This window comes from Actinoplanes aureus (assembly GCF_015704865.1).
GTDB classification, from domain to species: domain Bacteria; phylum Actinomycetota; class Actinomycetes; order Mycobacteriales; family Micromonosporaceae; genus Actinoplanes; species Actinoplanes aureus.
Genome location: NZ_JADQTO010000003.1, coordinates 521457 through 538716, shown reverse-complemented (window position 1 = coordinate 538716; position 17260 = coordinate 521457). Strand labels below are relative to the sequence as shown.

The window sequence follows — 17260 nt, the reverse complement described above, 5'->3', positions numbered from 1 at the left end:
AGGAGGCAGCGTGAGCGCGATGGATGTACCCGCCCAGCGACCGGCATCGGCCGCTCCGACGAGCAGCAGCACGGCCAAACCCAGAACGGCGCGCGCGGTGGCGTACATCTCCTGGGTGGCCCTGGCTCTGATGACCACCAGCTCGGTCGCCAGTCTGCGACCGTCGCCGACGATGGCCGTTTACGGCCTGGCCAGCATCTTCCTCTACGTGGTCCCGGCAATCGTCTTCCTGTTGCCGACCGCGCTCGTCTCGGCGGAGCTGGCCTCCGGCTGGGAGGGCGGCGTCTACAACTGGGTCAGCCAGGGACTGTCCAAGCCGATGGGCTTCCTGGCCGTCTGGTGCCAGTTCGCCATGACGATCTTCTATTACCCGAGCCTGCTCGGCTTCGTGGCGAGCACGCTCGCGTACGTCATCAATCCGGATCTCGCCGCCAGCGGCGTGTGGACCGCAATCGTGATCATGGTTTGCTATTGGACCGGTGTGTGGGTCTCGTCGCGCGGCACCAGCGGCGTCGCCGGCCTGGCCAGCGGCGGCCTGATCATCGGCACGCTGATCCCGGGCGCGCTGCTGGTCATCCTGGGCATCGCGTTCCTCGGCCAGGGCAATGAGTCCGCGGCGCCGATGACCGCGAGCAACCTGCTCCCCGCGTGGGCCGGGCTCTCCAGCCTGGTGCTGATCGTGAACAACTTCCTGTCCTACTCGGGCATGGAGATGAACGCCGTACACGTGGGCTCGCTGAAGAACCCGGGCCGGGAGTTCCCGCGGGCGATGTTCCTGGCCATGGGCCTGGTCCTGCTCATCTTCATCCTGCCCGCGCTGGCGATCAGCTGGATCGTGCCGGCCGAGCAGCTGTCCCTCACCGCGGGTGTCATGCAGGCCTTCGACGCGGTGTTCGCCGCGTTCGGCTCGCAGTGGCTCACGCCGATCCTCGGCGTGATGCTGGTCGCCGCGTCGCTCGGCGGCATGCTCACCTGGCTGGCCGGCCCGTCCAAGGGCCTGCTGCTGATCTCGCGCCAGGAGGGCTACCTGCCGCCGTTCCTGCAGCGGCTCAACAAGCACGGCGTGCAGCAGAACATCCTGGTCACCCAGGGCCTGATCACGACGGTGATCGCGCTGGCGTACGCGTTCATCCCGGACGTCTCCAGCGCGTACTGGATCTTCTCGGTGATCACCACCCAGGTCTACCTGATCATGTACCTGCTGATGTTCGTGGCCGCCGTACGCCTGCGCCGCAGCCAGCCGGACCACCCGCGCGGCTACCGCGCCCCGATGCTCACCGGGCTCTGCGGCGTCGGCTTCGCCGCGTCCCTGTCCGCGCTGCTGATCGGGTTCATCCCGCCGTCACAGTTCGGCTCCGGCAGCGTCGGCCTGTACCTGGCCGTCGTGGCCGGCGGCGCGCTCGGCCTCGGCCTGCTCGTGCCCTACCTCTTCTACAAGTTCCGCAAGCCGTCCTGGAAGTCCACCGAGCCGGAGGAGGCACCGGTCGCATGAACGTCTCGGTGCAGCACAAGAGCCACACCGTCGTCTACATCATCTTCGGCGTCGCCTTCCTCCTGCTCGCCGGCATCGCGCTGCTGGCCTTCGACAACGCGAAGGACAGCCAGGAGGCCACCGCCAAGGCCCAGCAGCTGCAGGTCGAACTCACATCGGCCGGCATGCGGGTGCCCACCACCGAGCAGATCGCCGGCGTCCTCGGCGCCGACGGCGGCACCACCTGCACCGACCCGGACGCCGCGCTGAGTCGCAGCACGCTCTACAGCCAGCTCACCAACGGCGCCGCCGGACCGGGACAGCGGCCGGTGATCGCCGACGAGAAGGTGGTTCAGGGCCAGCTGCTCATCACGAAGGTGTACTGCCCGCAGAACCTGGAGGCGTTCCAGCAGGCGGTCGACGATCTCAACCTTTCCGACGAGGTGGCCGGATGAGTCTCGCCGACCGCATCGCCGGCCTGATGGGGCAGGCCCGCACCGACCTGTCCGAACTGGTCGCCATCCCGTCGGTCGCCGACCCCCGGCAGTACCCGCCGGAGGAGTGCGCGAAGGCGGCGAACTGGGTGGTCGAGCGCTTCGCCGAGGTCGGCTTCACCGACCTGAGCCTGCGGGAGACCAGCGACGGCAGCCGCGCGGTCTACGGGGTACGCCCGACGACCGTCCCCGGCGCGCCGACCGTGCTGCTCTACGCCCACTACGACGTACAGCCCCCGCTCGACGAGGCCGCCTGGCACACCCCGCCGTTCCAGCTGACCGAGTCGGGCGGTCGCTGGTACGGCCGGGGGGCGGCCGACTGCAAGGGCAACATCGTCATGCACCTGACCGCGCTGCGCGCTCTCGACGGTGACGTGCCGGTCAACCTGAAACTGATCGTCGAGGGCTCGGAGGAGCAGGGCACCGGCGGCCTGGAGGACTTCGTCGAGCGCAATCCCGAGCTGCTGGCGGCCGACACCATCCTGGTCTGCGACACCGGGAACGCGGCGGTGGGCGTACCGGCCGCCACGGTGACGCTGCGCGGGATGGTCAACGTGGTGGTCACCGTCGAGGCGCTGGCCGGCGAACTGCACTCCGGCATGTTCGGCGGCGCCTCCCCGGACGCTCTCGCCGCACTCATCCAGATGCTGTCCACGCTGCGCGACACGGCCGGCAACACCACCATCGCGGGGCTGGAACACGGCCAGACCTGGACTGGCGCGCCCTACCCCACGTCGCAGTTCCGCACCGACGCGGGACTGCTCGACGGGGTCGGGCTGCTCGGCGACGGCACCGTCTCCGACATGATCTGGGCCCGCCCGGCGGTCACCGTGCTCGGCATCGACTGCCCGCCGGTGGTCGGCTCGGCCGCGGCGATCCAGCCGCACGCCCGGGCGCGGCTCAATCTGCGGGTGCCGCCGGGTACCGACGCGGTCAAGGCCAGGGACGCGCTGATCGCGCACCTGCACACGGCGGCACCGTGGGGCGTACGGGTGAGCGTCGACACGGAGGCCCTGGGGCAGCCGTTCGAGGCGCATACGGGTGGGCCGGCGTACCAGGCGCTCGCCTCCGCGATGCGGGAGGCGTTCGGCCGGGAGATGACGACACTCGGCCAGGGCGGGTCGATCCCGCTGTGCAACGTCTTCGCCGACATCTATCCGCAAGCCGAGATCATCCTGATGGGCGTGGAGGAGCCGCTCGCGCTGATCCACGCCCCGAACGAGAGCGTGGATCCGGGCGAGATCGCCCGGCTGGCCCACGCCGAGGCTCTCTTCCTGCGGCACTACCGCAGATAGGTCACGATCGAAATCGGGTTGTCGGATGCCGGTGGCCGGATGAACATGGTCGCGTGAGATCGCCGCTTCAGGGTGGGCTGCCGCCGACGGGTACGGTGGCCGGCACCGTTGTGGAGATCGCCTGCGACGAGTCCGGCTTCTCCGGCACCAACCTGCTCCGCTCGACCTGCCCGGTGATCACACACGCGAGTGTCGACCTGGACGCGGGTGAGGCCGCCGGCCTGATCACCGCGCTCCGGTCGGAGTTCCGGTTCTCGCCGCACGAGGTCAAGTCCGGGCAGTTCCTGCGCCGCCCGAACGCGGCGGCGGCGCTGGAGTGGTTCCTGGCCGCGCTGGCGGGCCGCGCGCACGTGCACCTGATCGACAAGGAGTTCTTCCTCGTCACCCGGATCGTCGACCTGCTGCTGGCCGAGCCGTCGTACGCGGCCGGCACCCGCCTCAGTGCGGATCACCGTCCGGCCGCCGTCGCCCTGTACCGGGCCAGGGGCTCGGCCGGCGGCGACTGGGAGGCCTTCCTGTCCGCCTTCGTCGACCTGGTCCGGGTGAAACGGCGGCATCCGGCTCGTGTGGAGCGCTTCTTCCAAGCCCGGGACGCGCTGGCCCGGCACCGGCTCGGCGCGCCGGCCGATGCCGTCCTCAAAGAGCTCACCGCGACTCGTACGTGGTCGGTGCTGGCCAGGTTGGACGACGACCGGTCGATCCCGCCGCCGCTGGAGCCGATGCTGCCGGCGCTGGCCGAGACGGTCCTGTTCTGGAGCGGCGGACGGCGGCAGGTGCTGGTCTTCCACGACGAGCAGAGCGCGCTCACCGCCGATCGGCTGACCAGGCTGAAGCAGGTGCTGGCCGGCCGGGCAGGCGCCTTGCCCGGCGCGGTGTCGCCGCTGGCCGGGCTGGTGATGGTGGACTCCCGTGACGATCCGCGGGTCCAGGTCGCCGACCTGCTGGCCGGGGTGGCCCGGCGGCTGCCGGAACACCCCCTGCTCTCCTTCGGATAGGGCAACTTCCGGCGAAATGTAGCGGCAATGCCCCCGGATACTGCCCGTATTGTCAGTGTTCAGCGCCTTCCCGAACCCGGACGGCCGGGGCGCAGGTCTCCGGACGACCCCCAAATTGGGCGTTGCGCGGAATCCGGGTGATCGGGTATTGCAGCGGTTCGTACAGTGACCGCCATGCGTACGACACACGTCGCGCCGATAGCGACCGCTCTCGCGCTGTCGCTCCTACCTGCCGCGCCGGCATCCGCCGCGCCGGCCGCGGACACCACGCCGCCCCAGGTTCATTCGATCACCTTCGCCAGGTCCTCGGTCACCGTGTCCGGCCTGCAGACCGAGCTCGTGGGAGTACGGGTCCGGCTGACCGACGACACCGGAGTCCAGCCCATCAGCTATTCGCCGAGCGTTGAACTGGCGTCGCCCTGGCTGAAGTTCAGTGCCTCGCCGAACAGCTACGTCCTCCTCCGCTTGGCGGAGGGCACCGCACAGGACGGAATCTGGACCGGCACCATCCCGGTCACCTCCGCTTGGAACGGAACGATCCAGGCCATCGGCATCTACGCGAAGGACCAGACCTACGAGAACGCGCTGGACGTCGATCCGCGCACGGTCGTCGACACGCCCAGTCTGCGGGTGCGTAGTTCCAACCGCCCGGCGGTCGACATGACCTTCTCACCGGAGCCGCGCCCGGCCGGCAAGCCGGTCACCCAGCGGATCCGGGCCTGGAACACCACCACCGGCAAACCCTGGGCAAATCTGCCGCTCAAGCTCAGCTTCGACAACGGCTGCGTGGAGCCGGGTGGAGTCGTTTCGGTACGCACCCGGGCCGACGGCACGTACCAGCGGAAGCTCAGCGCGTGGCAGGCACCAATGTTGCAGTGCGTCTGGGTGCAAGGGGTCAACCAGCCGACCATGTGGTTCCCGATGACGGTTATCGCGTCGGACGTCGCCCACGTCCGCACCCAGCGCTACTCGGTGAGCGCGACGCCCGCCGCCAAGTCCGTACGCGCCGGCAAGAGCGTCAAGGTCAACGGCAAGGTCAGCCCGCTGCACAAGGGCAAGTGGGTTCAACTGCAGCGGCGCTTCGCCGGCAAGAAGTGGCGCATGGTGAACACCGCCCAGGTCCGGGCCGACGGCCGCTACACCGTCGCGGCGACCCCGAAGGGCAAGGCCACCTACTCGTACCGCGTCTACGCACCGGGCGACTACCGCGCGGTCGGCGGCGTCTCCAAGGTCTTCAAGATCCGCGGAACCTGAGCACCGCGCGGCCGGCCGTCCGAGCCGCCTCCCAGAGACTCGGGCAGCCGGCCGCACGGCTCAGGCCCTGATCCGGACTCCCACCAGCCTCGCCATCCGGCGCCGCCCGGGTCTTCCACCGAAGGCCAGGGGCAGCGGCCACCGAATACATTCTCCGGCCGGTATGGCGCGATGATCGAGCCTGGAGAAGGACGATCAGCCCTGGTGCGCGGGGCCCGGCCAGACCGGTTGCAGCACGTGCCAGTCGTGCGGATGCCGGCGGACGGCGCCCGTGAAGACGTCGGCCAGCTCCTGCGTCATCGCCGCCACCCGGGCCCGGGTGGTGCCGTCACGACCCGGGACGACCTCCGGGTGGATCCGGATGCGCAGGCGCGGACCGTCGTACCAGAGCGAGACGGGCAGCAGCGCGGCCCCCGTGCGCAGCGCCAGCTGCGCGGGCCCGGCCGGGAACGTCGTCGGCGCGCCGCAGAACCGCACGCCGATGCCGGCCGCGGACGTGTCCCGGTCGGCGACCAGGCACACCACCTCGCCGTCGCGTAGCCGCCGGGTGAGCGTGGTGACCGTCCGCCGGATCTCGTCGGCGGGGAGCACCTCGATACCGAGCGCCGCACGGTGGCTGACGAACCGCTGGTAGAGCCGCTCCGGCCGCAGGCGTTGCGCGACCGTGGTGAACCGGTGCCCGCTCAGCACCAGCGCGGCTCCGGCCAGGTCCCAGTTGCCGCTGTGCGGCAGCGCCAGCACCACGCCGCGACCGGCGTCACGGGCGGTGGCCACCCGATCCAGCGACTCGAAGACCACGGCTTGGCGGATCCGGTCCCGGCTCCATCCGGCGAGCCCGAAGAACTCCCGCCAATAACGCAGGTAGGAGTGCACTCCCCGAGCGGCCGCGGCAGCCACCGCCGGACTGTCCGCGGCCTGGCCGAGCACCTGGGCCAGGTTGACCCGCAGCTGGCGCACCCCACCGGCGCCGGACCAGCGCATTCCGGCGGCGACTGAGTCGAAGACGAGCGCGGCGACCGGGCCGGGCAGCCGCGGCGTGACCCGCCAGGCAAGGCTGTAGAGCCGGCTGGCAAGGTCGTTTTCCACGCCGGGGATGGTAACGGCCGGCGGCTTTCGCGCGAGCAGGGGCCTGCTGTTTCCCGGCGGTCGCGCTGGGGGCTGGAGCGGGCAGCCGGTCGCGTGGTGAAGCGGGGACGGTCCGGGTTTCGGTGACTGTGTGAACGCGTACCCCGAAGAAGTTGAATTAAGGCCTCAGTGGGATTCGCGGGAGACGTGCGGGCCGCTGGAGCCCAGCAGGAAGTCGCAGTCTGCGCCGGTGTTGGCCTGCCCGACGGTGTCGGTGTAAAGGCGTTCCCAGCCGCGCCTGGGCGCGGCGAAGGCCTGGACCGCCTGCTCGGATGGTGCGCGGGCGGCGAGTTCGGCGTCGGGGATGTCGACGTCGAGGCGGCGGTTCGCGATGTCCAGGATGATCATGTCGCCGGTGCGGACCTTGGCCAGCGGGCCGCCGGCGGCGGCCTCGGGGGCGACGTGCAGGACCACCGTTCCGTACGCGGTACCGGACATCCGCCCGTCGCAGACCCGGACCATGTCTCGGACGCCCTGTGCGAGGAGCTTGGCCGGCAGGGGCATGTTGGACACCTCCGGCATGCCGGGATAGCCCTTCGGCCCGCAGCCGCGCAGGACCAGCACCGAGTCGGCGGTGACCTCCAAGTCGGGATCGTCGAGGCGGGCGTGCAGGTCCTCGATCGAGTCGAAGACCACGGCCGGGCCGCGGTGGCGCAGCAGGTGCGGTGACGCGGCCGCGGGTTTGATCACCGCGCCGTCGGGGGCCAGGTTGCCGTAGAGAACCGCGATCCCGGCGTGCGGCAGCAGGGGCTCGGCCCGGGACCGGATCACCTCGCGGTCGTAGACCAGGGCGCCGTCCAGGTGGTCGACCAGCGGCCGTCCGGTGACCGTGATCGCCGCCGGGTCCAGCAGGTCCCGCACCTCGGCCAGCACCGCGTGCAGTCCACCGGCCCGGTACAGGTCGTCCATCAGGAACCGGCCGGCCGGCAGCAGGTCGACCAGCAGCGGCACCTCGGCGCCGGCGGCGTCGAAGTCGTCCTGGGTGAGTTCGACGCCGAGCCGTCCGGCGATGGCCAGCAGGTGCACGACCGCGTTGGTGGATCCGCCGATGGCGGCGAGCGCGACGATCGCGTTCAGGAACGAGCCGCGGGTCATTACGGTGCTGGGCCGCCGGTCCTTCTCCACCATCTCGACGGCGAGCACGCCGGTGGCGTGGGCCGCTTCGAGCAGGCGGCTGTCCGGCGCGGGAGTGCCGGCCACGCCGGGCAGGGTCATGCCGAGCACCTCGGCGAGCAACCCCATCGTGGACGCCGTGCCCATCGTGTTGCAGTGGCCCCGGCTGCGGATCATCGACGACTCGGAGCGCTGGAACTCGGCCGCGCTCAGCGTGCCGGCGCGTACCTCCTCGGACAGCTTCCAGACGTCGGTGCCGCAGCCCAGCGGTACACCGCGGAACGTGCCGGTCAGCATCGGACCGCCCGGCACCACGACCGCCGGCAGGTCGACCGAGGCGGCGGCCATCAGCAGCGCCGGGATGGTCTTGTCGCAGCCGCCGAGCAGCACCACCCCGTCGATCGGGTTGGCCCGCAGCATCTCCTCGATCGACATGGCGGCCAGATTGCGCCACAGCATCGCGGTGGGCCTGACCTGCGTCTCCCCCAGCGACATCACCGGCAGGTTCAGCGCGATGCCGCCGGCCTGGTGAATGCCGGCCGCGACGCTGCGGGAGACCTCGTCGAGGTGCGCGTTGCACGGCGTCAGGTCGGAGGCGGTGTTGGCGATCGCGATGTGGGTTCGCCCGTCGAACGCGTCGGCGGGCAGGCCGCGCCGCATCCAGGCGCGGTGGATGTAGCTGTTGCGGTCGTCCCCGGCGTACCACTGTGCACTGCGGCGTGGCGGCATATCCGGATCGTAGGGCGTGCCGATTAGGATCAAAACCCATGAGAGCCCGTCCTGCCGGCAACCAGGCGTATTTCCTCGGCGAGGGGCCGGTCTGGGACGCCGCGCGGCAACGGCTGCTCTGGGTCGACATCGTGGCCGGGGACGTGCACGAGGGCCGCCTCGAAGACGATCGCGTCCGGCACACCGGGTCCTGGTCGTTCGCGGACAGCGTGGGCGCGGTCGCCGTGGCGGAGACCGGCGAGCTGCTGGTCGCCGAACGCGCGACCCTCACGCGTCTAGATCTTGACGGTACGCGGACGCGACTCGCACGCGTGCTGCCGGACGGGCGCGCCGGCCGGTTGAACGACGGCGCGGTGGATCCCGCCGGGCGGTTCCTGGTCGGCAGCCTGGGTGGCGACCGGGAGATCCTCGTCCGGTACGAGGACGGCGGCTGCACCACGATCGACGACGACCTCACCCTGTCCAACGGGCTGGCCTGGAGCCCGGACGGCACCCGGTTCTACAGCGTCGACACGAACACCCGCACGGTCTTCGTCCGGAACTACCCGAGCGGCACCCGGGAGGCGCTGTTCCGGCTGGCCGACGGGCACCCGGACGGGCTCTGCGTGGACGCCGCCGGTGACCTGTGGCTCGCGGTCTGGGGCGGCGGCCGGGTCGAGCACCGTTCCCCGGCCGGCGAGCTGCTGGGCGTGATCGAGGTGGACGCGCCGCACACCTCCAGCGTCGCGTTCGCCGGCCCGGCCCTGGACGTTCTGGTGATCACCACGGCCACCCAGGACCTGTCCGCCGGCGACCTGGCCGCGCACCCGGACTCGGGTCGCCTGTTCACCGCGCGAGTCGGTGTGGCCGGGCTGCCCACGCCGTACTGGAATCCGGCTCTCTGATGCGCGCGCTGGTCTTCACCGGCCCCGGCAAGGCCGAGGTCCTGGACGTGCCCACGCCGGTCGCCGCCGCCGGGCAGGTGGTCGTCGACGTGGAACGGGCCGGGGTGTGCGGCACCGACGTCGAGCTGTTCACCGGTGAGATGAGCTACCTGCATTCCGGGGTGTCGTCGTACCCGCTGCGGCCCGGGCACGAATGGTCGGGTGTGGTCACCGCGACCGGGCCGGGCGTCGACGAGTCCTGGATCGGCAAGCGGGTCACCGGCGACACGATGATCGCCTGCGGCCGGTGCCGGCGTTGCCTCGGCGGCCGGCACCACGTCTGTGCGGAGATGCGCGAGCTGGGCATCCGCGACGGCCTGCCCGGCGCGCTCGCCGAGCAACTGGCCTTCCCGGCCGCCTACCTGTACGAGCTGCCGGACACCGTGGACGCCACCCTCGGCGCGCTCGTCGAACCGGGCGGCAACGCCCAGCGCAGCGTGGCGGCGGCCGCCCTGGACCCGGGTGAGCGGCTCTTGGTCCTGGGCACCGGCACGATCGGCCTGCTCGTCGCGATGATCGCCCGGGATCGTGGGTACGAGGTGCATCTGCTCGGCCAGCACCTGGACTTCGCCCGGCGGCTCGGGTTCGAGCAGGCCTGGAGCCGGGACGACCTTCCGGTGCTGGCGTGGGACGCCGTCATCGACGCGACGAACGGCCCGGATCTGCCGGCTCTCGCGGTTCAGCTGGTGGAGCCGGGCCGGCGGGTCGTCTGGATCGGCCTGTCCGGGACGCCCAGCACGGTCGACACCCGCGACGTCGTACTCAAGGACGTCACCGTGGTCGGCATCCTGGGCGCCTCCGCCGGGCTGGCCGACGCCGTCCGCGCGTACGCCTCCGGCTCGGTGGACCCGCGCCCGCTGGTCGCTGCGACGGTCGGCTTGGACGAGGTGGCCGGCGTGCTGGCGGGGAATCGGCCGGGGCGGGCCGCGCCCGGTCCCAAGATCCTGGTCGATCCCCGGCGGTGAGCTCGAGGCGCGGGTCAGTCTCGGCGAACTCGCGCAGTGGGAGGCTCTCTACCGCGCGGTCGGCTCGGCGGCCGGATTCCGGCCGGACCACGAGGGCATCAGTTCCCAGGGGACCGAGATGCTCATGCGTCACCTCGTTCCCCGTGCGGATCCGTCCCGGGCCTGAGCACCGCCGTCACCGCTCGATGCGGGACGATATTGTCGACCGTCGTGGAGACGGCGATATCGACGGTCCTGTTCATTCCGACGGTGGCCGTGACGGTGCTGCTGTTCGCAGCGGTCATCCGGCGCCTCCTCGGCGTCCGGGTCGGTCCGGCGCGTACCCTGGCCGCCGGCCTGCTGGCCATGATCGTGACCGGTCCGATCATGGTCGCGTTCGCACCGCCGGACCGGACGAGCGTGACCGCCGGCGAAGCCTTTCTGCTGATCCTCGCCGCGGCGAGCGTGGCGGCCCTGATCGCCATGGCGCTGCTGGTAATCCTTGAGGTACTCCTGCCGACCGGCTCGCTGCCGGGGCCGGTGGAGATCTGGCGTGGCGCCCGGCGCCGCATCGCCCGCACCCGCCGGTACTGGAGCATCGTGCGGATCGCGCTGCGGCACGGCCTCGGCCGCTTCCTGCGCGGCCGGCCGGCGCCCGGGCCGAACTCCGCCGCCGCCCGGCGGCAGCTGGCCCGGTCCCTGCGCGCGGCCCTGGACGAGGGCGGCGTGACGTTCGTGAAGGTCGGTCAGCTGCTCTCCACCCGGCGCGACCTGTTGCCGGCCGAGTTCATCGACGAGTTGACGGCGTTGCAGGACCAGGCAACGCCGGTGCCGTGGGACGACATCGCGGCGGTCCTCGCCGCTGAACTCGGCGAGCCGGTCGAACAGGTCTTCGCCGAGATCGACCGGGAGCCGCTGGCGGCGGCCTCGGTGGCCCAGGTGCACGCGGCACGGCTGCACGACGGCACCGACGTGGTGGTCAAGGTGCGGCGGCCCGGCATCGCCACCGTCGTGGAACGAGACCTGGACATTCTGTCCCGCCTGGCGGACACCCTGGAGGCACGTACCTCCTGGGGCCGCTCCTTCGGAGCGCGCGGGCTGGCCCTCGGCTTCGCCGAGGCGCTGCGCGAAGAGCTCGACTTCACCGTCGAGCGCGACAACCTGCAGACCATGGCCGCGGCCCTGGCATCGTCACCGGATCGGGGGGTACGCGTGCCCGCGCCCTACCCCGCGTTCAGCTCCGAGCGGGTGCTGGTGATGGGCCGGCTCCCGGGCACCGCACTGGGTGCGGCCGCGCCGCTGCTCGACGGGTTCGACGACGCCCGGCGCGAGCGGCTGGCGGCCGGCCTGCTCGACAGCATGCTCGACCAGGTGCTGGTGCACGGCGTCTTCCACGCCGATCTGCACCCCGGCAACCTGCTGCTGGACGGCGGGAACTCGCTCGGCATGCTCGATCTGGGCTCGGTCGGGCGGCTGGACGCGGTGACGCGTAACGCGATCGGCCGGCTGCTCGAAGCGGTCGGCCGCGGTGACTCGGTGGCGGCCAGCGACGCCCTGCTGCACCTGGTGGACCGGCCCGACCACGTCGACGAACGGGAACTGCAGCGTGCGATCGGCATCCTCATCGTCCGCTACGCCGCGCCCGGCAGCACCGCCGGTGTCGCGGCGGTGACGGCACTGCTGCGGACCTTCACGTCGTACGGGCTCGGCGTGCCCGCACCGGTCGCGGCGGTGTTCCGCGCCTTCGCCACCCTGGAGGGAACGCTGGGCCTGCTCCGGCCCGGCTTCGACCTGCTCGGACAGGCCCGGGCGGCCGGCGGCCGGCGGATCGCCGAGGCGCTGGCGCCGGCCCACCTGCGCGACACCCTGGAGAAGGAGCTGGTGGCGCTGCTGCCGGTACTGCGCGGCATGCCCCGGCGGCTGGACCGGATCGGCGAGACGGTGGAGCACGGCCGGCTGCGGTTCAACGTCCGCCTCTTCTCCGATGACCAGGACCGGCGGCTGCTGACCGGCATGTTCCACCAGGCGCTGCTGACGGTGATCGGCGCGGCCGCCGGAGTGATGGCGATCATGCTGCTGGGCAGCGGTGACGGTCCGCAGATCAGCACCGGCGTCGGCCTGTTCCCGCTGCTCGGTTACAGCTTGCTGATCGTCTCGGTGGTCTTGGTCCTGCGCGTACTGGTGGTCATATTCCGCAGCGACTGATCTTTCATAGCCGAGCCGTGGCTCGAGCGCATCTTCTTGACCATGAAAAACACGCTCGTAGCAGGAGCTACGAGCGTGGGATCAATTGCCTGGTACCGGTAATCAGAACTCAATTTACTTAACAACCCGCGATGGTGCGAATCAAATCGGCAGTTTCATTGCCGTGCATATGCTGTAAGTAGTAAACAAATAGCTTGCCACTTATCGCAATCACGACACCTTGAGCTACCCATTTCGCAACCGTGCCGATCACCCTGGGGGTCCTAGCGTCCTCTTCGTTACCTGGATCTGCTGGTTGGCCCTCGAGCATCGTATTTCCTCCTTTCCTCCAACGGCGGTCCCTCCTGTCGGCGTGCACGTGGCGGCGGGTTTCCGCCTCAGCGATTTGCTGTGCCGCCAAGTTACAGCAGCGGCGAGATCATTCGAAGCCGGAACGTGCCAACTTCTCGCGTGCATTGTGGCGCTTGCCCGCGGGGACCGGCCTCCCCCGGCTGTCATCGCTGGTGGGCTAGCCGCTTGCTGCGTTGTGCTTCGCTGCAGAACAGGCACCGCCGCGCCGGATCAGGCAGGTCTTCATGCCGGCGTCCTCGGCGGGGCGCACATCGTTGTCGGGCCGATCGCCGACGTACCGGATCGAGGACGGGACGTCGAAGAAGATCGTGTCGATCACTTGCGTTCCCCCCTTAAGGCAGCCGTGCTGCCGCGGACGACCAGGTGTGGCACCAGAACCATCTCCATCCGCCCGGCCCGGCCCTCGTCCAGGCGGGACACCGCGGCCCGCACGGCCTGCCTGGCCTGCTCCGGCGCGTTCTGGTTGACCGAGGTGAGGTCGATGTGGGCGAGCCGGGCGAGTGTGCTGTCGTCGTAGCCGATCACGGAGATCTCCTCGGGGACGCCGACGCCGGCGCGCAACAGCGCGTCCATCAGGCCGACGGCGAGGCGGTCGTTGGAGGCGACGACGGCGGTGGGGCGGTCGGTGGACTCCAGCAGGGCGCGGCCGGCCCGGATGCCCCCGGCCTCGGTGTGGTCGCCGGGTAGCACCTCGGCGATGAGGCCGGCCCGGCGGAGTGCGCGCCGGTACCCGCGGCGCCGCATGCCGGCCACCGGGCCCGGACCGCCGTCGAGGAAGGCGATCCGGGTGTGTCCGAGCTCGATCAGGTGGTGCAGGGCCGCCTCGACACCGACGTCGTCGGCGGAGCGGACCACGTCGACGGCGGCGGCGCGAACCGCTGTGCCGACGGCGACACAGGGCACCTGTGCGGCCAGTTCGTCCAGGTCGGCGGCGGGCGAGTCGGGGCCGAGCAGGATGAGCGCCTCGCTGCGGAAGTCGAGCAGCGTCTCGGTGGCGTGCCGCTCGTCGCTGTCGCGGGTCAGGGTGGCCAGCACCACCTCGTAGCCGGCGCCGCCGGCCGCGACATGGATCTCCTCGGCCAGCTCGGCGTGGAACGGGTTGCGCACGTCGAGCATGACGCCGAGCAGATGCCGCCGGCGGCGGGCGAGCATGCTGGCGGTGCGGTCGGCCCGGTAGCCGAGCTCGGCGGCAGCGGCCAGAACCCGGTCGCGGGTCTCGGCGCTGGGACCGGGCACGCCGCGCAGGACCAGGGACACCGACGCGGGCGACACCCCGACGCGGGCGGCGACGTCGGTCAGCCGCGGGCGCTTCACCATCTGAACACCTCGGGTGATGGCATTGACACGAATCGTGATCGACCTAGAGAGTACAGGGAACCTAAAGCGCTTTAAAGCGAGGATCCCACGATGACACACCCCTCCATCGGCGTCGCGGTGATTGGAGCCGGCATGGTCGGCCGCGCCCATGCGAACGCGTACCGGAATGCCGCCACCGTCTTCGACCTGGACCAGCCGGCGCCGCGCCTCGTCGCGATCGTCGACGTGCACGAGCCGTTCGCCGCCGACGCCGCCCGGCGTTACGGCTACGAGCGGGCCGAGACCGACTGGCGCGCCGTGATCGAGTCCCCCGACGTCGACGCGGTGAGCGTGGCCGTGGCCAACAGCCTGCACCGCGAGATCACCGAGGCGGCGCTGGCCGCCGGCAAGCACGTGCTCTGCGAGAAACCGCTGGCGCCGTCGGTCGCCGACGCCGAGGCCATGGTCACCGCCGCCGCGGCGGCGCCGGGTCAGGTCGACGCGGTCGGGTTCACCTTCCGCCGCTCGCCGGCGATCACCGCGATCCGCCGCGAGGTCGAGCAACGGCTCGGCCCGGTGCGGCACTTCGTCGGCAACTACTGGTGCGACTACGGGCACGACCCACAGCGGCCGATGAGCTGGCGTTATCAGGGCGCCCCGGGCTCCGGCGTGCTCGCCGACATCGGCAGCCACATGGTCGACCTGGCCGAGCTCTTCTGCGGACCGACCGGCATGGTGCAGGGCACCATGATGGCCACCCTGGTGAAGGACCGGCCCAGGCCGCTCGGCGTCGCCGTCGGGCACGCCGGCGGGGTGCGGCTCAGCGACGAGCGCGTCCCGGTGGAAAACGAGGACGTCTGCACCTTCACCACCGGCTACGACAGCGGGGCGGTCGGCACGTTCTCGCTGTCCCGGGTCGCCTACGGCCACGCCAACACGCTGCGCATCGACCTGTTCTGCGAGAACGGGTCGGCCTCGTTCGACCTGACCCGGCCGGCCGAGTTCACCATCGTCGACGGCGCGCCGGACACCGTGGTCAACGGCCCGCGTCAGGTCTTCATCGGCCCCTGGCATCCCTATGTGGCGCACGGCCTGCCGATGGACTTCCCCACCGTCGGCCACGGGCAGAACGACTTCTTCGTCTACCAGGCTCGCGCCTTCCTGGACCAGATCGCCGGCGTCGAGAAGCTGCCGCCCTGCCCGACCATGGCCCACGGCCTGCACAACATGCGCGTCCTGGAGGCCGTCGTCGCGGCCGTCGACAAGCCCAGCCACATCTGAGGAGCATCCCCATGAGACTCGGCGCCTACACCGCCTGCCTGCACGACCGCCCTCTCGACGAGGCGCTGAAGATCCTCGGCGAGCTGGGTCTGACCAGCGCCGAGATCAACGCCGGCGGCTTCGTCGGCACGCCGCACCTGCCGGTCGGCGAGCTGCTGTCCAGCGCCGGCGCCCGGGAGGACTACCTGGGCCGGTTCGCCCAGACCGGGGTCGCGCTGACCGGCCTCAACGTCAACGGCAACCCGCTCAACCCGGACCCGCTGGTCGGGCCGAAACACGCCCAGGATCTGCGCCGGGCCATCGACGTGGCCGCCGCACTCGGGGTCAAGCGGGTGGTCGCGATGTCCGGCCTGCCCGGGGGCCACCCGGGCGCCACCGCCGCCAACTGGATCGTCAACCCCTGGGACAGTCAGTACCTGGATGTGCTCGACTACCAGTGGGGCATCGCCGTCCCGTTCTGGAGGGACATCCAGGCCCGCGCGGCGGCCGCCGACGTCAAGGTGTGCATCGAGATGCACCCGCACAACCTGGTCTTCAACCCGCCGACCCTGCAACGCCTGGTCGAGCAGACGAACGCCACGCACGTCGGCGCGGAGATGGACCCCAGCCACCTGTTCTGGCAGGGCATCGACCCGGTCGCGGCGATCGAGCACCTGGGTTCTCTGGTGTTCCACGCGGCCGCCAAGGACACCCGGATCAACGAGGCGAACGTGCGGATCTACGGGGTGCTGGACGACCGGTTCACGCGTACGCCGTCCGATCGCAACCCGCTCAACATCGGCGGCCACAACACCCTCAACCAGTGGCCGGCGGACGCCGCCTGGCAGTTCGTCGCCGTCGGCCGCGGGCACGGCGAGGACTTCTGGGTGCCGTTCCTGCGTGCGCTGCACGCCGTGGACCCGGACATGGCAGTGAACATCGAGCACGAGGACACCGAGCTCGACCAGATCGAAGGCCTGCGACAGGCCGCGCGAAACCTGATCGCCGCCGGCGAGAAAGCCAACATCCGATAGGGGTACGCGCCACGCCGTCCCGCCCGATCAGCGACCGTCCCGCCCTGCCACGCGAGCCGGCTGCCCGGTCCCGGCCGCACCGCGGCCGCCGGGCCCAGGCAGCCTCGCGCTCATCGGATCGCGCCGTGCAGGAAGAGGTCGACCGCCTGCTCGGCGGGCAGCGGTTCACCGAGTTCGCCCGAGGCCCGGGTCACGGCACGCGAGAGGCTGAGAAAGGCCTCCGCGAGGACCTCGGCCGGCAGGCGCAGGCGTCGCGCGTCCGGCTCCAGCAGCTTCGCGACGACTTGCCGCACCTCGGGCGCCTGGCCGAGCATCCGGTAACCGTCGCGTCCGAAGCTCGGTGCACCAACCTCGCCAGATTCGTCGCCCTTGTTGAAGCCGCGGTAGTAGGCGTCGAGGCTGCCGCGGACACGGCGGTAGTACGCGTCGAGGATGTCCAGCACCTGGAGCAGGCGCGACGCGAGCGGCTGATCCACCCCGATGGCCTCGAGCTGCCGCACTTCCTCGGCGGGGTCCATCACCGCGCCGACTTTCGCCAGCACCGAGTCCATGAAGGCCCGCAGGACCGCCTCCTTGTCGGCGAAGACGGCCCGGAGGTCGGCTTCGCCGATGCCCGCGGCCTCGGCGATCTGCGCCATGGTCAGGGTGTCGAACTGGCCGACAAGAGGCGTGACCGCGCGCACGACGGTCTCGCGGAGTTGCTCTGACACCGCTGTCTCCGATCTGGACAATACTGTTAACTGCCTTAATAATTAGACCTCCGTCGATGCC

General features: G+C 71.0%; 15 protein-coding genes. 10 read left to right on the top strand and 5 right to left on the bottom strand.

Annotation, left to right across the window (positions count from 1 at the left end; translation table 11 throughout):
- Nucleotides 1-19: 19 nt before the first annotated feature.
- From gadC to I4J89_RS08340, 5 genes are all read left to right on the top strand, one after another.
- Entirely contained in the window at nt 20-1492 is a 1473-nt protein-coding gene (gadC, locus tag I4J89_RS08360) for a glutamate/gamma-aminobutyrate antiporter GadC (RefSeq protein ID WP_196413372.1), read from the top strand.
- Entirely contained in the window at nt 1489-1926 is a 438-nt protein-coding gene (locus tag I4J89_RS08355; protein WP_196413260.1) for a hypothetical protein, read from the top strand. The genes gadC and I4J89_RS08355 overlap by 4 nt, the downstream gene beginning before the upstream one ends.
- A complete protein-coding gene (locus I4J89_RS08350) occupies nt 1923-3260 on the top strand; it encodes a dipeptidase (protein WP_196413259.1) in 1338 nt (445 codons plus the stop codon). Before I4J89_RS08355 ends, I4J89_RS08350 begins: the two co-directional genes overlap by 4 nt.
- A 53-nt stretch (nt 3261-3313) precedes the next feature.
- Nucleotides 3314-4255, top strand: coding sequence for a DUF3800 domain-containing protein (locus I4J89_RS08345; protein WP_196413258.1), 942 nt, complete (start codon nt 3314-3316; stop codon nt 4253-4255).
- Between the two features lie 174 nt (nt 4256-4429).
- Nucleotides 4430-5509, top strand: coding sequence for a hypothetical protein (locus I4J89_RS08340; protein ID WP_196413257.1), 1080 nt, complete (start codon nt 4430-4432; stop codon nt 5507-5509).
- Between the two features lie 195 nt (nt 5510-5704).
- On the opposite strand, the gene I4J89_RS08335 is transcribed toward I4J89_RS08340, so the two are convergent.
- Together I4J89_RS08335 and I4J89_RS08330 are read right to left on the bottom strand one after the other, a co-directional pair.
- Complete coding sequence (locus I4J89_RS08335; RefSeq protein WP_196413256.1) at nt 5705-6595, bottom strand: phosphatidylinositol mannoside acyltransferase; 891 nt, start codon at nt 6593-6595, stop codon at nt 5705-5707.
- A gap of 165 nt (nt 6596-6760) precedes the next feature.
- Nucleotides 6761-8476: an IlvD/Edd family dehydratase gene (locus I4J89_RS08330; RefSeq protein ID WP_196413255.1), complete on the bottom strand. Its 1716-nt coding sequence runs from the start codon at nt 8474-8476 to the stop codon at nt 6761-6763.
- 38 nt (nt 8477-8514) lie between these two features.
- Here I4J89_RS08330 and I4J89_RS08325 point away from each other — a divergent pair, with 38 nt between their 5' ends.
- The 3 genes from I4J89_RS08325 to I4J89_RS08315 all read left to right on the top strand — a co-directional run bounded on the left by I4J89_RS08325 (nt 8515) and on the right by I4J89_RS08315 (nt 12548).
- Entirely contained in the window at nt 8515-9360 is an 846-nt protein-coding gene (locus I4J89_RS08325) for an SMP-30/gluconolactonase/LRE family protein (protein WP_196413254.1), read from the top strand.
- The gene (locus tag I4J89_RS08320; protein WP_196413253.1) at nt 9360-10364 is read left to right on the top strand and encodes a zinc-dependent alcohol dehydrogenase; all 1005 of its coding nucleotides are present in this window, start codon (nt 9360-9362) and stop codon (nt 10362-10364) included. The genes I4J89_RS08325 and I4J89_RS08320 overlap by 1 nt, the downstream gene beginning before the upstream one ends.
- Before the next feature lie 210 nt (nt 10365-10574).
- Nucleotides 10575-12548: an ABC1 kinase family protein gene (locus tag I4J89_RS08315; RefSeq protein WP_309238232.1), complete on the top strand. Its 1974-nt coding sequence runs from the start codon at nt 10575-10577 to the stop codon at nt 12546-12548.
- Nucleotides 12549-13056: 508 nt separating this feature from the next.
- On the opposite strand, the gene I4J89_RS49385 is transcribed toward I4J89_RS08315, so the two are convergent.
- Entirely contained in the window at nt 13057-13218 is a 162-nt protein-coding gene (locus tag I4J89_RS49385; protein WP_196413252.1) for an HAD hydrolase-like protein, read from the bottom strand.
- The gene (locus tag I4J89_RS08305; protein WP_196413251.1) at nt 13215-14216 is read right to left on the bottom strand and encodes a LacI family DNA-binding transcriptional regulator; all 1002 of its coding nucleotides are present in this window, start codon (nt 14214-14216) and stop codon (nt 13215-13217) included. Before I4J89_RS08305 ends, I4J89_RS49385 begins: the two co-directional genes overlap by 4 nt.
- Nucleotides 14217-14306: 90 nt before the next feature.
- Here I4J89_RS08305 and I4J89_RS08300 point away from each other — a divergent pair, with 90 nt between their 5' ends.
- Nucleotides 14307-15476, top strand: a complete 1170-nt coding sequence (locus tag I4J89_RS08300; RefSeq protein ID WP_196413250.1) for a Gfo/Idh/MocA family protein — start codon at nt 14307-14309, stop codon at nt 15474-15476.
- Between the two features lie 11 nt (nt 15477-15487).
- On the top strand, nt 15488-16489 hold the full coding sequence (locus tag I4J89_RS08295; RefSeq protein ID WP_196413249.1) for a sugar phosphate isomerase/epimerase family protein: 1002 nt from the start codon (nt 15488-15490) through the stop codon (nt 16487-16489).
- Between the two features lie 110 nt (nt 16490-16599).
- On the opposite strand, the gene I4J89_RS08290 is transcribed toward I4J89_RS08295, so the two are convergent.
- Nucleotides 16600-17172 (bottom strand): TetR/AcrR family transcriptional regulator, encoded by a 573-nt coding sequence (locus I4J89_RS08290; RefSeq protein WP_196413248.1) that lies wholly within the window; start codon nt 17170-17172, stop codon nt 16600-16602.
- Between the last annotated feature and the right edge of the window lie 88 nt (nt 17173-17260).

Excerpts from the sequence above, each read along its gene's own strand:
- I4J89_RS08320 (WP_196413253.1), top strand. The coding sequence starts at position 9,360 with ATGCGCGCGCTGGTCTTCACCGGCCCCGGCAAGGCCGAGGTCCTGGAC.
- I4J89_RS08300 (WP_196413250.1), top strand. The coding sequence starts at position 14,307 with ATGACACACCCCTCCATCGGCGTCGCGGTGATTGGAGCCGGCATGGTC.
- I4J89_RS08340 (WP_196413257.1), top strand. The coding sequence starts at position 4,430 with ATGCGTACGACACACGTCGCGCCGATAGCGACCGCTCTCGCGCTGTCG.
- I4J89_RS08355 (WP_196413260.1), top strand. The coding sequence starts at position 1,489 with ATGAACGTCTCGGTGCAGCACAAGAGCCACACCGTCGTCTACATCATC.
- I4J89_RS08295 (WP_196413249.1), top strand. The coding sequence starts at position 15,488 with ATGAGACTCGGCGCCTACACCGCCTGCCTGCACGACCGCCCTCTCGAC.
- I4J89_RS08325 (WP_196413254.1), top strand. The coding sequence starts at position 8,515 with ATGAGAGCCCGTCCTGCCGGCAACCAGGCGTATTTCCTCGGCGAGGGG.
- gadC (WP_196413372.1), top strand. The coding sequence starts at position 20 with ATGGATGTACCCGCCCAGCGACCGGCATCGGCCGCTCCGACGAGCAGC.
- I4J89_RS08305 (WP_196413251.1), bottom strand. The coding sequence starts at position 14,216 with ATGGTGAAGCGCCCGCGGCTGACCGACGTCGCCGCCCGCGTCGGGGTG.
- I4J89_RS08350 (WP_196413259.1), top strand. The coding sequence starts at position 1,923 with ATGAGTCTCGCCGACCGCATCGCCGGCCTGATGGGGCAGGCCCGCACC.
- I4J89_RS08330 (WP_196413255.1), bottom strand. The coding sequence starts at position 8,476 with ATGCCGCCACGCCGCAGTGCACAGTGGTACGCCGGGGACGACCGCAAC.